At 74.1% G+C, this 14,689-nt stretch carries 13 protein-coding genes and 1 pseudogene; 6 read left to right on the plus strand and 8 right to left on the minus strand.

The features are described 5' to 3' along the window. Positions 1-82 precede the first annotated feature (82 nt). The 5 genes from LQ51_RS21490 to LQ51_RS21510 all read right to left on the minus strand — a co-directional run bounded on the left by LQ51_RS21490 (position 83) and on the right by LQ51_RS21510 (position 7,578). A complete protein-coding gene (locus LQ51_RS21490; protein WP_052745023.1) occupies positions 83-1,648 on the minus strand; it encodes a trypsin-like serine protease in 1,566 nt (521 codons plus the stop codon). 117 nt (positions 1,649-1,765) lie between these two features. Further along, the gene (locus LQ51_RS21495) at positions 1,766-3,598 is read right to left on the minus strand and encodes an ABC transporter ATP-binding protein (protein ID WP_231605826.1); all 1,833 of its coding nucleotides are present in this window, start codon (positions 3,596-3,598) and stop codon (positions 1,766-1,768) included. A gap of 146 nt (positions 3,599-3,744) precedes the next feature. Beyond that, a complete protein-coding gene (locus tag LQ51_RS21500) occupies positions 3,745-5,556 on the minus strand; it encodes an ABC transporter ATP-binding protein (RefSeq protein ID WP_046568444.1) in 1,812 nt (603 codons plus the stop codon). A gap of 37 nt (positions 5,557-5,593) precedes the next feature. After that, complete coding sequence (locus tag LQ51_RS21505; protein ID WP_046568445.1) at positions 5,594-6,106, minus strand: methylated-DNA--[protein]-cysteine S-methyltransferase; 513 nt, start codon at positions 6,104-6,106, stop codon at positions 5,594-5,596. Beyond that, positions 6,103-7,578 (minus strand): DNA-3-methyladenine glycosylase 2 family protein, encoded by a 1,476-nt coding sequence (locus LQ51_RS21510; protein WP_046568446.1) that lies wholly within the window; start codon positions 7,576-7,578, stop codon positions 6,103-6,105. The genes LQ51_RS21505 and LQ51_RS21510 overlap by 4 nt, the downstream gene beginning before the upstream one ends. 535 nt (positions 7,579-8,113) lie before the next feature. Here LQ51_RS21510 and LQ51_RS34045 point away from each other — a divergent pair. Beyond that, complete coding sequence (locus LQ51_RS34045; protein ID WP_231605823.1) at positions 8,114-8,569, plus strand: hypothetical protein; 456 nt, start codon at positions 8,114-8,116, stop codon at positions 8,567-8,569. Positions 8,570-8,664: 95 nt separating this feature from the next. Here LQ51_RS34045 and LQ51_RS21515 read toward each other — a convergent pair. Next, positions 8,665-9,552, minus strand: a pseudogene (locus tag LQ51_RS21515) (EamA family transporter); the annotation flags it as partial. On the opposite strand from LQ51_RS21515, the gene LQ51_RS21520 reads away from it, so the two are divergent. From LQ51_RS21520 to ychF, 3 genes are all read left to right on the plus strand, one after another. After that, entirely contained in the window at positions 9,527-10,039 is a 513-nt protein-coding gene (locus tag LQ51_RS21520; RefSeq protein WP_046568573.1) for a MarR family winged helix-turn-helix transcriptional regulator, read from the plus strand. The pseudogene LQ51_RS21515 and the gene LQ51_RS21520 sit on opposite strands and share 26 nt — an antisense overlap. Positions 10,040-10,070: 31 nt before the next feature. Next, positions 10,071-10,814, plus strand: a complete 744-nt coding sequence (locus LQ51_RS21525) for a Type 1 glutamine amidotransferase-like domain-containing protein (protein WP_046568449.1) — start codon at positions 10,071-10,073, stop codon at positions 10,812-10,814. Positions 10,815-10,944: 130 nt separating this feature from the next. Further along, a complete protein-coding gene (gene ychF / locus LQ51_RS21530) occupies positions 10,945-12,030 on the plus strand; it encodes a redox-regulated ATPase YchF (RefSeq protein WP_046568451.1) in 1,086 nt (361 codons plus the stop codon). Between the two features lie 256 nt (positions 12,031-12,286). Here the strand turns inward: ychF and LQ51_RS21535 are convergent, their stop codons facing one another. Both LQ51_RS21535 and LQ51_RS21540 read right to left on the minus strand, forming a co-directional pair. Continuing rightward, on the minus strand, positions 12,287-12,889 hold the full coding sequence (locus LQ51_RS21535) for a hypothetical protein (protein ID WP_046568454.1): 603 nt from the start codon (positions 12,887-12,889) through the stop codon (positions 12,287-12,289). 70 nt (positions 12,890-12,959) lie between these two features. Then, positions 12,960-13,649 carry a sulfotransferase domain-containing protein gene (locus LQ51_RS21540; RefSeq protein WP_046568455.1) on the minus strand — a complete coding sequence of 230 codons (690 nt, stop codon included), beginning with the start codon at positions 13,647-13,649 and terminating at the stop codon, positions 12,960-12,962. Positions 13,650-13,811: 162 nt separating this feature from the next. On the opposite strand from LQ51_RS21540, the gene LQ51_RS21545 reads away from it, so the two are divergent. Continuing rightward, the gene (locus LQ51_RS21545; RefSeq protein ID WP_052745024.1) at positions 13,812-14,141 is read left to right on the plus strand and encodes a hypothetical protein; all 330 of its coding nucleotides are present in this window, start codon (positions 13,812-13,814) and stop codon (positions 14,139-14,141) included. 1 nt (position 14,142) lies between these two features. Next, positions 14,143-14,682 (plus strand): orotate phosphoribosyltransferase, encoded by a 540-nt coding sequence (gene pyrE / locus LQ51_RS21550; RefSeq protein ID WP_046568456.1) that lies wholly within the window; start codon positions 14,143-14,145, stop codon positions 14,680-14,682. The last annotated feature ends 7 nt before the right edge of the window (positions 14,683-14,689 follow it).

The following is a 14,689-nucleotide window of genomic DNA, read 5'->3' on the forward strand; positions in this document are numbered from 1 at the left end:
GATGCTAGGCCCCGCACCGGGGCCCGACGACGTCATTCCGGCGCGCCGCCGGTGAGCCGGTCGCGGCTCACCGGCGGCCCGGTCAGGACGAGGGCCGGACGTAGAACGGGCCCTGGGTGGCCAGGTGCAGCCCGAGTCCGGTCCGCGCGTTGGCCCGGTCGAGGATGGTGGAGACGCCGGCGTAGTGGTTCTGCTCGTTGGGGTTGGTGCACGCGCCGGAGCCGTCGTCGCCGTAGGAGAGGATGCCCAGCGCCTTGCCGTCGGTCTCGGTGAAGAGCGGGCCGCCGCTGTCCCCGGGGCGGGCGCAGATCCGCACGTCGATGCCGCCGGTGCTGGTGCCGAGGACCTCGCCGCACCGGGTGCCGGGCAGGTAGCCGGCGCCGGCGCCGGAGTCCACGTACACCTCGCCCGACTTCGGCGTGTACGCCGACCCGGTCGCGCAGACCACCCAGCCGGCCTTGACCTGGCTCACCGGCACGTACCCGGTGATCGCGACGTCGCGGCTGCCGGTGCAGCGCGGGTTGTCCTTGACGCACCAGTAGTTGACCAGGCTGGGCGTGGCACCGGTCTTGCGCACCGGGTACGCCCACTCGCGCAGCGCGTCGCCCGGGTACGGGATGATCGCGTAGTCGTTGGGGTAGGCGTTCTCGCCGAGCCCCGGGTTGGTCGACTCGTAGCCGACCGGCGCCTTCGGCCCGAGGTACTGGTGCCAGGTGCGGTCCCGGTGGGTGTGCGTGCTGCTCAGCACGCAGTGCCCGGCGGTCAGCACGTAGTCGACGTTGTTCTTGTCCCGCACGTTGAAGCCGGTGGTGCAGCCGCCGACCGTGCCGTTGTCCCGGGGCACGTCCAGCCGGATCCCGCCCCGCATCGGGGCCCGGTCGCAGTAGCGCGGGTCGCAGGCCTTCTCGACCGTGCCCGCCGCGATCCGGGCCTGGCTGCGGGCCGGTACGCCGGCTCCGGCCAGCGCCTCGGCCAGCCGTGCGTCGTCCGCGCCGGTGCTGAGCACGACGAGTTCGTTGGCCCGCTGGTCGACCACCACATCCGTGCCCGCGGTCACGCCGAGGGTGCGGGCGAGCCGGGTCGCGGCGTCGGTCAGCCGCGCCAGCGAGGCACGCACCGGCACCACCCGCAGGTGGGCCGCGTCGGGATCGGCCGCCAGGGCCGAGCGGAGCGTCTCCGGCCGGGTCGCCCCGATGGTGAGCAGGCCGCCGCCGGCCTGGTCCAGCCACATGCCCCCGTACTCGGCGGGGAAGCGGGCGGCCAGCGTCCCGGCCAGCGTCCCGGAGCGCTCCTGCAGAGCCAGCCGGCGGGCTGCCTCGGCGGCCGGGATCCCGTACCGGTCGGTCAGGTAGGCGACCGAGGCGGGCGCGGTCCGGGCCAGCTCGCCGGTGTTCCGGCCGGCGGCCGGTCCGCTGCCGGCGTCGGACCGGGCGGGCCGCCGGTCGCCGGAGGCCGCCGACGGGGCCGCCGAACCGACCGTGCCGCCGGCCGGGCCGCCGCTCGTCGGGTCCTCTGCTGGCCGGGCCGCGGCGGCGGGCGCGGTGCCCGGATCCGGGGCGCCCGCCCCGGCGGTCAGCGTGGCGACGCCGGCCGAGACCGTGGCGACAACCGCCAGCCCGATGATGATCGTTCTTGGTCGTGCGCGCACGCCGCGATCCTCCCCGTGTCCGCGTGCCCGATCGGCAGGGGCGCGGCCGGTGCCGCGGTGCGGCGGTCCCGGCGCGGAAGGTGGCCGATCGACGAGCGGCCAGTGTAGCCGGGCCGGTCAGATCAGGGAGTCCCGCCATCGGCGGTGCAGCTCGGCGTACCGGCCGCCGGCCGCGGCCAGCTCGGCCGGCGGGCCGTCCTCGACGATCCGGCCGCCGTCGAGGACCAGCACCCGGTCGGCGATCTCCACCGTGGAGAGCCGGTGCGCGATGACCAGCGCGGTGCGGTCCCGCAGCACGGTGTGCAGCGCCCGCTGCACCAGGCGTTCCGTCGGCACGTCCAGCGACGAGGTGGCCTCGTCCAGGATCAGCACCCGCGGGTCGGCCAGGAACGCCCGGGCGAACGCGACGAGCTGCCGCTGCCCGGCCGAGAGCCGGTTGCCGCGGCGGCGCACGTCGGTGGCGTATCCGTCGGGAAGGGCGGCGATGAACTCGTGCGCGCCGATCGCCCGGGCGGCGGCCGCCACCGCGGCGTCGTCGGCGTCCGGGCGGCCGAACCGGATGTTCTCCGCCACCGAGCCGCTGAACAGGTGGGTCTCCTGGGTCACCAGCACCACGGCCCGGCGCAGCTCCGCGTCGGCCAGGTCCCGCAGGTCGATCCCGTCCAGGCTGACCGTGCCGGCGGACGGGTCGTGGAACCGGGCGAGCAGCTTGGCGATGGTCGACTTGCCGGCCCCGGTCGGCCCGATCAGCGCCACGGTCTGCCCGGCCGGCACGGTCAGCTCCAGCCCGGCCAGGATCGGCTCGTCCGGCCGGTACCCGAAGTGGACGCCGTGGAACGTCACCGTGCCCGGCCGCGGCACGGTGGGCAGCGGCACCGGCCGCGCCGGCTCGGCCACGGCCGGCCGTTCGTCGAGCACCCCGGCGAGCTTCTCCAGCGCCGCGGTGGCCGACTGCAACGCGTTGTAGAACTGGCTGAGCTCCTCCATCGGCTCGAAGAAGCGGCGCAGGTAGAGCAGGAACGCGGCGAGCACGCCGACCTCGGTACGCCCGCCCAGGACCCGGACGCCGCCGTAGGCGAGCACCAGCGCGGCGGTCAGGTTCCCGATCAGCCGGATGCCGGGCGAGTAGACCGCGATCAGCCGGAAGGCGGAGAGGCTGGCCTGCCGGTAGCCGTCGTTGACGGCCCCGAAGATGAGCTGGTTGCGCGGTTCCCGCCGGTACGCCTGCACCACGCGGATGCCCCGCAACGACTCGACGAAGTGCACGATGACCAGGGCCACCGCCTCCCGGGTCCGCCGGTACGCCCCGGCGGAGGCGCGGGCGAACCAGCGCGACAGCCCGAACAGGAACGGGAAGGCGAGCAGGGTGGCCGCGGCCAGCGGCAGGTCGAGCCAGAGCAGGATGCCGGCCACCGTGAGCACCGACAGCGCGGCCATCACCAGCTTGTCGATGCCGCCGTCGACCAGCTCGGCGATCGACTCCAGGTCGCTGGTCAGCCGGGACACCATCCGGCCGGAGGTGTAGCGCTCGTGGAAGCCGACGTCGAGGCGGAGGAAGTGGCCGTAGACCCGGCCGCGGAGGTCGAGCAGCACGGCCTGGCCGATCCGGGCGGCCACCGAGAGGAAGGCCCGCCGGGCCGCGTACTCGGTGCCGGTGGCCACGGCGAACGCGGCCGCGACGGCGACCAGCGGGCCCGCGTCGCCGGACCGCAGCGGGCCGATGCCCCGGTCGATGCCGAGCATGACCAGGTACGGCCCGGCCATCGCGGCGGCGTTCTGGGCCAGCAGCAGGGCCACCGCGAGCGCGAGCCGGCGCCGGTGCGGGCGGAGCAGCCGGCCGAGCAGGACGCGGCTGCGCACCCGGAGCCGGGCCACCGCCTCCGGCGTGGCGTCCTCGGCCCGGCTGCGGTCGGCGTCGGGGTCGGTGGCCCGCCCACGCCACCGCGACAGCTCCGGCTCGCCGGGCTGCCGCGACGGCTCGGGCCCGCCGGGACGGCGTGCCGGGTCGGAGTCGGGGTCGCCGGGTTCCGGGGGGCGGTCGGGGTCGGGGTCACCGCGCTGCCGGGGGATCCGGGGCCGGCCGGCGGCGGCCCCGGTCACGACCGGACCAGCCCGGCGCCGTCGTGCCGCCGATCCGGCTCGGCGGAGAGCACGGCCCGGTAGGCCGGAACCTCGGCCAGCAGCGCCGAGTGGGTGCCGACGGCGACGATTCGCCCGCGGTCGAGCAGGGCGACCCGGTCGGCGAGCGCCACCGTGGAGGGGCGGTGCACCACCAGCAGCGCGGTGGTGTCCCGCAGCACCCGGCGCAGCGCCGCCTCGACCAGCGCCTCGGTGTGCACGTCGAGCGCGGAGAGCGGGTCGTCGAGGACGAGCAGCGCGGGCCGGCCGAGCACCGCCCGGGCCAGCGCGAGCCGCTGCCGCTGCCCGCCGGAGAGGGAGAGCCCCTGCTCGCCCACCCGGGTGGCCAGCCCCCACGGCAGGTCGTACGCGAACTCCGCCTGGGCCAGCGCGAGCGCGGCGCGGACCTCGTCCTCGCCGGCCTCGGGTCGGCCCAGGGTGAGGTTCTCCCAGACCGACATGGAGAAGAGCGTGGGCTCCTCGAAGGCCACCCCGACCAGTCGGCGCAGCGACCCCAGGCGCAGGTCACGCAGGTCGTGCCCGTCCAGGGTGATCCGGCCGGTGGTGACCTCGTGCAGCCGGGGGACCAGCGACAGCAGGGTGCTCTTGCCGCAGCCGGTCGCGCCGACCAGGGCCAGCGTCTCGCCGGGCTCGACGGTCAGCTCGATCTCGCGCAGCACCGGCGCCCCGCCCGGGTAGCGGAAGCCCACCCGTTCGAAGCGCAGCCGGCCGCACACCTCGGCCCGGTCCAGCGCCCGGGCGTGCGGTGCGTCCACGATGGCCGGTGGGGTGTCCAGCACCTCCTGGATCCGGTCGGCGGCGGTCGCCGCCTCCTGGCCGTTGGCGATGATCCAGCCGAGCGACTGCACCGGCCAGATCAGCATCAGCTGGAGGCTGACGAAGGCGACCAGCTCGCCGATGGTGAGCCCGCCCCGGGCCACCGCCGTGGCCCCGGCGACCAGCACCACCCCGAGGGTGAGGTTGCCGACCAGGTCGAACAGCGCCGAGGTGCGGGCCAGCAGCCGGGCCTTGCCGATGCCGGTGTCGTGCAGGGCCCGCGCGCCGGTCGAGAAGCGGGTGGCCAGCTCCGGCCCCCGCCCGTACGCCCGCGCGGTGCGCAGCCCCAGCGCGGTCTCCTCGACCAGGGTGGCCACGTCGCCCTGCTGGTCCTGCATCCGCCGGGACGCCGCGTGGTAGTGCCGGGCGAACCGGCGGCTGATCAGGAACAGCGGCACCGCGCTCGCCGCCACCAGCAGGCCGAGCCACGGGTGCAGCCGGATCAGCAGCACCACCACGGCCGCGTAGGTGACCAGGTTGAGCACCAGGAAGAGCAGGCCGAAGGAGAGGAACCGGCGGATCACCGACAGGTCGCCGGTGATCCGGGAGAGCAGTTGGCCGGACTGCCAGCGGTCGTGGCAGCCGGCCGGGAGGCGTTGCAGGTGCGCGTAGATGTCGGCCCGGATCGCCGCCTCCATGCCGACCGAGGAGGAGGACTGGGTCCACCGGCGGATGAAGATCAGCACCGCCTCGGCCAGGCCGAGCGCGAGGGCGAGGGCGCCGAGCCGGAGCAGCCCGGCCTCGTCGTGCCGGGCCACCGGCCCGTCCACCACCCGCTGCACCACCAGCGGCACCGCGAGGCCGGCCGCGGTGGCGGCCAGCGCCGCGACCAGCAGCCAGGAGAACTCCGCCGCGTACGGGCGCAGATAGGGGTGCAGCCGCCAGAGGTTGCGCAGCGGGTGGCGACGGGCGTGGACACGCACCGCCGGGTTGCCGTCGCTCAGCGCAGGCACTATCCGACGGTAGCGGCCCGGTGCGACACGTTGGCTGTCAGCTAGCCGTCAACCGTCCCTCATGCCCGAGAAGCCAGTTCTTCACGTCCAGGCCCCACCGGTAGCCACCGAGCGTGCCGTCGGTGCGCAGCACCCGGTGGCAGGGCACGAAGAGGGCGGCGGCGTTGCGGGCGCAGGCCGCCGCGGCCGCGCGGACCGCCGCGGGACGGCCGGCCAGCCCGGCGAATCCGGTGTACGTCACCGGCTCGCCCGGCTTCACCTCCCGCAGCACCTGCCAGGCGTGCGCCAGGAAGGCGCCGTCGGTGTGTTGCCGCACCGGGACGGTGTCGATCGCGGTCAGCTCGCCGGCCAGGTACGCCCGGACCGCGGCGGTCACCGGGCCGAGATCGGCCCGCTCCCGCAGCTCGCCGCGCAGGCTCGGGTGCACGAGCGGCGCGAGGTCGACCGGGGCGGCGGTGAAGCCGGCGGCGCGGACCGCCCCGTCCGGTCCGGCGAGGACGCTGAGCGGGCCGGCGGGGGTGTCGATGACGGTGCTGTCCAGTGTGTTCATGCCGCTCTCCAGAGTCGGATCACCGCGTACGACCGCCAGGGGCGCCAGCGGTCCGCGTACGCGTGCAGGGTCTTCGGGTCGTCGGGCGCGCCGAGCGCGGTCGCGCCCCGGCGGACACCCAGGTCGGTGGCGAGGAAGGCGTCCGGGTCGCCGAGGGCGCGCATGGCCACGTAGCCGGCGGTCCACGGGCCGATCCCGGGCAGCGCGGTCAGCCGCCGTACCGTCTCCTCCCGGTCCCCGCCGGGTTCCAGGTCGAGGTCGCCGGCGGCGACCGCCCGGGCGAGCGCGCGCAGCGTCTCGCGCCGGGCGGCCGGCATCCGGAAGGCCGGTTCGGGCGCCGCCGCCACCGCCGCCGGGTCCGGGAACGCGGACAGCTCCGGCCGGTCGCCGCCGCCGTCCGGGCCGTCGGTACCGTGCCCGGTCCGGCCGTCGGCGACGGCGGTGGCGGCGAGCAGGTGGCTGAGCGTGGTCCGGGCGGACCGGAGCGAGATCTGCTGGGTGGTGACGGCGCGGACGGCCATCTCGAAGCCGTCCACCGCGTGCGGGAGCCGGACGCCGGGCTCGGCCCGTACGGCCGGGCCCAGGACCGGGTCGGCGGCCAGGGTGGCGTCGACCGCCACCGGGTCGGCGTCCAGGTCGAGCAGGCGACGGCAGCGGGCCACCGCCGGCGCCAGGTCGCGCAGGTCGGCCAGGCGCAGGGTGGCGGCCACGTGGCCGTCGGCCGGGGTCAGCGCGACGCTGCCGGGCCCGTGCGGCAACCGCAACCCCCGGTGGTACGTCCCGTCGCGGACCTCCTCCACCCCGGGCAGCGCGCGCAGGGCGAGGAAGTCCAGCAGCGCCGCCGCGTGCAACGGCGGCCGGTACGCCAGCCGCAGCGAGATGGTGCCCGCGCCGCCCGCCACCGGCCGGCCGCTCCGGCTGATCCGCAGGTCGGACGGGGTGGCCGCGTACACCTCGCGGACCGTGTCGTTGAACTGCCGGACGCTGCCGAACCCGGCGGCGAAGGCGATCTCGGCCATGCCCAGCTCGGTGGTCTCGATCAGGATCCGGGCGGTCTGCGCCCGCTGCGCCCGGGCCAGCGCGAGCGGACCGGCGCCCAGCTCCGCGTGCAGCATCCGGTGCAGGTGCCGCTCGGTGTAGCCGAGCCGGGCGGCCAACCCGGGCACGCCGTCCCGGTCCACCACCCCGTCCGCGATCAGCCGCATCGCCCGGCCCACCACGTCGGCCCGGACGTCCCACTGCGGGGAGCCCGGGGCGGCGTCCGGTCGGCAGCGGCGGCAGGCACGCAGCCCGGCGCCCTGCGCGGCGGCCGCCGACGGGAAGAACCGGACGTTCTGCCGCTTCGGCGTCATCGCCGGACAGGACGGCCGGCAGTAGATCCCGGTCGAGGTCACGCCGGTGTAGAACCACCCGTCGAACCGCTGGTCGCGGCTGTCGACGGCCCGGTAGCACCGTTCGAAGTCCAACTCCACGCCATCGATCCTGCCTCGCAGGTCCCGCCGCCGGCTGGCGGGATTCGGACCTGACCGTACGCCTCCCGTGCGGGTCTTCACCGGCGACGGCGGGTCGGTGCCTCCGTAGCATCAGCGCGTCGGTCTCGACGGGCGTACGCCTGGGACGGCGCGCGACCTGTCCCGGCCGAGCCGGCGCAGCACTTTTCCTCGATATGCCTCAGGGGCATATTCATGCCGCTGAGGCATATCGCGCTGAAGTGGTGCGCCGGCTCCACGGTCGCCGGCCCCTCAGGAGGAGCCCGCACCGGACGGGCGCTGGCCGCCGTTGCCGGGCGTCCGCGATGCGCGTCCGCAATCGTCGGCTCCGTCGGGCGCGGCGACGGCTCCGACCCACCCTCGACGAGCTCGGTGACGCCGCAGGTCAGGCGCGGGATCCCAGGCCTGGCAACGGATTTCGGCGCGGAAAGTGTCGGTAGTGGCCGGTACCGTCCCGCCACCAACTCAGGAAAAGGTGCGGGGAGATGGCGAGCGTGGCCGGGCGGGGTGCCCGCTGATGCGGTCGGAGCGGATACGGCTGGACCGCGCGGTGGTGCAGGGCTTCTACGACCGGATGCGGGTGGTGGCGTCGGCGGCGTACGGCGCGATCGAGCGGGACCGGGCCGACGATCCGGGGCGGCCCTTCGCCGAGACCGCGTGCGGCCGGCTGGCCCGTTCGCTCGACCCGGCCGGGCTGCGCGCCCTCGGCATGTGGGCGCACCACTGGTGCATGCGCTTCTACGACGACGACACCCGGGTCGCGGTGCGGCTGGTGCGGCACGTCGCCGGCCGGTCCGGGTTGGGCTGGACCGCCGACGAGGTGCGCTGGCTGCTCGACCAGTCGTACGCCGCCGGCCCGGCCGCCGCGCACCGGTTCGTCCTGCCCCGCGCGGCGGCGGCGGAGCTACCGCCCGGCGCCCTGGCCGAGCGGGGTGACGGCCCGCCCGAGATCCCGCGGCTCCTGGCCGGCTGATCCGCCGTCCCGCGTCGGTCGGGGAGCTGGCCGACCACCATCGCGGCTACCGCGACCAGGAATCCGGCGAGCTGGAGCGGGCGGAGGGACTGGCCCAACACCAGCCAGCCGAGCGCGGCGGCGGTCAGCGGGCTGAGCGCGCCGAGCACCGACACCCGGGTGGCCGGCAGCCGGGCCGCGCCCCGGAACCAGAGCGTGTACGCCAGGGCGGTGCCGACCAGCCCGAGCCAGGCGTACCCGAGCAGGGCGGGCCCGTCCGGCGCGGGCGGCGCGCCCTCCACGGCGGCGGCGACCGGCACGATCATGAGGCCGCCAGCGACGAGCTGCCAGCTCGTCGCGGCGAGGATGCCGACGCCGGCCGGGCGCCCCCAGCGGCGGGTGAGCACCAGGCCGGCGGCCATCGCGGCGGTGCCGGCGAGGCCGGCCGCGACGCCGAGCGGGTCGAGGCCGGCGTCGCCGCGCAGCACCACCAGGGCGACGCCGGCCGGTGCGACGAGCGCGGCGAGCAGGGGCCGGCGGCCGGGCCGTTCGCCGAGGGCCGCCACGCCGAGCGCCGCGACGAGCAGCGGCTGGGCCGCCCCCAGCACCGCGGCGGTGCCACCGGGCAGCCGGTACGCGGCGACGAAGAGCAGCGGGAAGAAGGCGCCGATGTTCAGCGCGCCGAGTACCGCGGCGCGCCACCACCAGTCGCCGGCCGGGCGGCGCCGGGTCAGGGCGAGCAGCAGCAGCCCGGCCGGCAGGGCGCGCAGCGCGCCGGACCAGAGCGGCCGGTCGGCCGGCAGCAGCTCCGCGGTGACCAGGTAGGTGGTGCCCCAGGTGGCGGGGGCGGCGGCGGTGAGCGCGACGTCGGTCCAGCGGCGATCCACGACGATCTCTTTCCTCGATGATAAGTAGCTTACCGCTAAGCTAGCGAGTGTCGAGCGAAAGGGGAAGTGGGAGGTGCGGCACAATCCCTGGGTGGCAACGGACGAGGTGGACCTCATCGTCGAGCAGTGGCGGCGGGAGCGGGCCGGGCTGCGGCCCGAGCCGATGGCCGTCTTCGGCCGGATCTACCGGCTGGCCCGGCTGGTCGGAGACGGTCAGGAGCGGGTGTACGCCAACTGGGGGATCGGCCGCGGCGAGTTCGACGTGCTGGCCGCGCTGCGCCGCTCCGGCGCGCCCTACACCCTCGCCCCGAAGGCGCTCACCGCCGCTTTGATGCTCACCTCCGGCGGGATGACCGGCCGGCTCGACCGGTTGGAACGGGCCGGCCTGGTCCGGCGCGCCCCCGACCCCGCCGACCGGCGCGCCCTGCGGGTCAGCCTCACCGACGCCGGCCGCCGGGTCGTCGAGGAGTCGGTCGAGGCCGGCCTCGAGGTGCAGCGGCGGATCCTCGACGCGCTGCCCGCCGCGGACCAGGAGCGGCTGGGCGACCTGCTCCGTACGCTGCTCGCCGCCGCCGAGGCGGACCGGCCCGATCAGGCAGGATGATCCTGACCCGTCCCCGACCGGAAGGACCACCGTGCCCGCCAGCGAACCGACCATCGTCGCCACCAGCATGGGCTTCAGCGGCCGCCGCCGGGGCCCCTGGGACGCCCAGCCCGGACCGGTCTTCGACCTGATGGCCGAGTTGGCGCAGGCCGGCGCGGCGCCGAAGATCTGCTACCTCAACCAGGCCGTCGGCGACCAGCCCACCTCGTTCACCCTGTTTCACGGCGCCTTCGCCGGCACCCGCTACCGCGCCTCCCACCTGGCGCTCTTTCCGATGCCCAACGTCGACGACATCCGGGCCCACCTGCTCGACCAGGACATCATCTGGGTCGGCGGCGGCAGCGTGGCCAACCTCTGCGCGGTCTGGCGGGTGCACGGCCTGCCGGACATCCTGCACGAGTGCTGGCAGGCCGGGGTCGTGCTGGGCGGGGTTTCCGCCGGGTCGATCTGCTGGCACCGGGGTGGCGCCACCGACAGCTTCGGCCCGACCCTGCGGGCGTTCACCGACGGCCTCGGCTGGCTCCCGTACGGCAACGGCGTGCACTACGACAGCGAGGAGCAGCGGCGACCGCTGATGCACCGGCTGGTCGGCGACGGCACGCTCCCCACCAGCCACTGCACGGACGACGGGGTCGGCCTCGTCTACCGGGGCACCCGGCTCGCCGAGGCGGTCGCGGACCGGGAGGGGGTGGCCGCGTACGAGGTGAGCCGCGCCGACGACGGCAGCGTCCAGGAGACCCGGATCGAGCCGCGGCTGCTGACCCGACCGGCCTGAACCCGGCGGCCGGGACGCGCCGGTCGCGCCGCCTCCGGCAGGCGGGTTCCCGATGGTCCGGGTCCCTTTTCCCGGTCGCCGTGGACCTGCCTGCCCGGGAGCGCGGGCGAACCGCGTAAGCTGGCTCGTCGTGAGTCTCACCATCGGCATCGTCGGCCTGCCCAACGTGGGCAAGAGCACCCTGTTCAACGCGCTGACCAAGAACGACGTGCTCGCCGCGAACTACCCGTTCGCCACCATCGAGCCGAACGTCGGCGTGGTCGGGCTCCCCGACGAGCGGCTGGCCAAGCTCGCCGAGATCTTCTCCTCGCAGAAGGTGCTGCCCGCGCCGGTGTCGTTCGTCGACATCGCCGGCCTGGTCCGGGGCGCCTCCAAGGGCCAGGGGCGGGGCAACGCGTTCCTGGCGAACATCCGGGACGCCTCGGCGATCTGCCAGGTGGTGCGCGCCTTCTCCGACCCGAACGTGGTGCACGTCGACGGCAAGGTCTCCCCGGCCGACGACATCGAGACGATCAACACCGAGCTGATCCTCGCCGACCTCCAGACGCTGGAGAAGGCACTGCCCCGGCTGGAGAAGGAGGCCAAGCTCCGCAAGGACCGGGCCGCCGCCGTCGAGGCCGCCAAGAAGGCCGTCGAGGTCCTGGACGGCGGCACCACCCTGTACGCGGGCGCCGCCGCCGCCAAGATCGAGCTGGAGCACCTGCGCGAGCTGCACCTGCTCACCACCAAGCCGTTCCTGTACGTCTTCAACGTCGACGAGGCCGAGCTGGCCAACGCCGAGTTCCTCGACGAGCTGCGGGCCCTGGTGGCCCCGGCCGAAGCCGTGTTCATGGACGCCAAGATCGAATCCGAGCTGGTGGACCTGCCCGAGGAGGAGGCCCGCGAGCTGCTGGAGTCCATCGGGCAGTCCGAGCCCGGCCTGGACCAGTTGGTCCGGGTCGGCTTCCGCACGCTCGGGCTCCAGACGTACCTGACGGCCGGGCCCAAGGAGGCGCGGGCCTGGACCGTCCCGGTCGGCGCGACCGCGCCGGAGGCCGCCGGGGTCATCCACAGCGACTTCCAGCGCGGCTTCATCAAGGCCGAGGTGGTCTCCTACGCCGACCTGGTCGCGGCCGGATCGATGGCGGCGGCCAAGGCCGCCGGCAAGGTCCGGATCGAGGGCAAGGAGTACGTCATGCAGGACGGCGACGTGGTGGAGTTCCGCTTCAACGTCTGAACCCGGCCCGTTCCCGCAGGCCAGGTGGGTGTGCATGGTGCCTGGTGAGGGGGTCGTGATGACCGCGACACCGAACGATCAGGCCGGACGCAAGAAGCGGCCTGAGCCCTCGGCGGAGCAGACGGCCGTCGAGTTGCCCGGGCGGCGAAGGAGCAGGGCCTGTCGCTGGCGGGCCCGGATGGTCCGCTGAAGCAGTGACCAGGACGGTCCTGGAGCCAAGGAACTACGACCTGGAGATCCGCAAGGTCGTGGTGTGTCAGGGACGGCGAAGCAGATCAAGCACGCGTGCTTGCAGTGCCGGTTGCACGCCGCGTTCGGCCATTCCTTTCTGCACGAGTTGAAGCTCAGCGCCGTGCACCCGCATGTGATCGATCAGCGGCAGGTAGCGGTCCGGGCGGTCCCGATAGAGTTCGGAGACCAACCGGAGCTCCAGCCGGACCGCGGGAACCCTGTGCTTGCCGCACTGGACCTGAACGTAGTGCTGCCACGGGCCGGCCCCGATGCATTCGAGCGCGTCGGTATCGGCCGGTCGCTCGACGGTGCTTGCCTCGACACCGATGCCATCGACCTGATGGTGCGCGAAGTACTGCCGGGCGTCCGGGAGCCAGACCGGCGGCCGCAGACAGGGGAATCGGGACAGCGCGGCTGCGATGCTGTCGACGTCGTCACGCCGGGAAACCAGGATGTCGATGTCGCCTGCGGGCAGTTCGACGCCCTGTAACAGAGCAGCGCTGGTGCCGACCAGTCGGTAGCCGAGTCCTGTGGCGTCCGGATCGATCTGGCCAAGAACCGTGGAGAGGATCTTCCGCAGCTCTGCCTGGTCGCGCAGTGGTCTTGGTCTCGCCTGGTTCTGATCCATGGCTGGACGGTGCCTCAGGGGTCTGACAGTGAGATGCGGCGGTGATGGCCTCTGCGCGATCCTTGCTGGCTTAGCGGTAGCCGAGCAGCGCCATCGCGGCGCGATTGTCGGGCCGCGACCAGAAGAGCTGATGGAGATCGTCTGAGAGCTCGTCGAGATGCGTGCCCAGCTGTCCTCGTCGAAAAAACCCTGGGTCGATGGTGTGCAACTCCTCGAACGATGGAATGCCCACGTCGGTGCGGGGGGTGATTCCGGGCAACAGCAGTTCCTCGATCACCCGCTCGACGGATGCTCGCGGCTCGCGTACGAGGTCTTCGTACCGGAGCATGGCCCGGTGGGGTGCTGGTGGCAGCAGCCAGCTCAGCACGTTCTGTCCCCAACTCCCGGTTCCGACGGTGTCTTCCCGGTTGATCATTGCCCGTAGCTCGGTCTGGAACTCGCGGTCCTTCCCTTCGCTGTTGAGCCGAGCCCATGAGACCAGGGAGTCTCTGCCGTCGCGGACGAGGCAGATGGCCCGGTCCGACTCGTCGACGTCGTCATCGCGCTGCCTGTGCGTCTTGACGAAGTGCACCTGCTCGTCAGTCCGCATCGCGCGGATCGCGGCCGGCCGTTCCTCGAATCCGACCAGGGCCGCACCCAGGCGTGTGGCGACGCCGTCCACGTCGTATACGACGGACGTTCGTACACCGTAGAGGCGGTGCAGCAGGATGCGGAGGAACGTATTTCCCGAGCGGGGAAACGAGGACACCCAGACGATCATCGCCTGACCTTAGGTCGTGCGGGCAGTCGTAGCGGTCAGGGTGCTACCGGCAGTGCGGCGGCGAAGCACCGCGTACCGTTCCCGCTGGCTGCCGGGCAGCGACCATGAGTTCGGCTGCAACGTGTGGTTCCGGTCCGCCGTCGACCGCTTAGGCTCGACCACATGGTGCGGCTGAGAGCGTCGGCCACGCGCTGGCACTCTGACGACTTTCCCGGCTGGGTCGAGGTCTCGGTTCGTGATGCGCGGGGGCGGGAGCATCGCATCATCGAAAAGGCCCCGGTCATCACGGCGCTGAACGTCACGGCGGATGCTTCTTTCCCGATCGAGTTCTGGATCGAGGCCGAGACGGAGCGCGTCGACGGCGGTGAGATCGTCGTGATGCTGCCGTACGGGATGGAGACGACGGAAGGCGACCGCAGCCTGGTGGTCGCCGCGCCGACGTCGACCGGCCAGGGTCCCGTCCTCGTGCTCCCGCCGTGCCAGGATTCCTGATGTGAAGCATGCTGATCTCGCGCGTCAGGTCGGTGCCAGGTCCCGCCTCACCGGGGAGTTCGTCCTGCGCTCCGGCCGGGTGGCGAACGAGTACTTCGACAAGTACCAGTTCGAGGCCGACCCGGTCCTGCTCGATGCGCTCGCGGAACAGATGGTCGCCCTGGTGCCGGCCGGGACGGAGGTGCTGGCCGGCCTGGAGATGGGCGGCATCGCTGTCGTCACGGCACTCGGCCGCCACACCGGCCTGCCCTGCGCGTTCGTGCGCAAGACCGCGAAACGGTACGGCACAGCCCGGCTGGCCGAGGGGGCGGCGGTGGCCGGGCGGAGGGTGCTCGTGGTCGAGGACGTGGTGACCTCCGGCGGGCAGGTGGTGCTCTCGACCAGGGAGCTACGGAACCTCGGTGCGCGCGTCGACGCCGCTGTCTGTGTGATCGACCGCCAGGAGGGTGGCAGCGCGGCGCTGGCAGCCGAGGGCATCACCCTGCGGGCGCTCCTCACCCGTACCGACCTGGGAGCGCCCGGCGGGCAGACGACACCGTGAGACGTCG

Origin of the sequence: Micromonospora sp. HK10 (assembly GCF_000982955.1) — a bacterium.
Lineage (GTDB): Bacteria > Actinomycetota > Actinomycetes > Mycobacteriales > Micromonosporaceae > Micromonospora.

Coding starts and splice junctions, on each gene's coding strand:
- LQ51_RS34045 (WP_231605823.1), top strand. CDS start 8,114: ATGCGGTCGGAGCGGATACGGCTGGACCGCGCGGTGGTGCAGGGCTTC.
- LQ51_RS21535 (WP_046568454.1), bottom strand. CDS start 12,889: ATGGATCAGAACCAGGCGAGACCAAGACCACTGCGCGACCAGGCAGAG.
- LQ51_RS21540 (WP_046568455.1), bottom strand. CDS start 13,649: ATGATCGTCTGGGTGTCCTCGTTTCCCCGCTCGGGAAATACGTTCCTC.
- LQ51_RS21545 (WP_052745024.1), top strand. CDS start 13,812: ATGGTGCGGCTGAGAGCGTCGGCCACGCGCTGGCACTCTGACGACTTT.
- LQ51_RS21505 (WP_046568445.1), bottom strand. CDS start 6,106: ATGAACACACTGGACAGCACCGTCATCGACACCCCCGCCGGCCCGCTC.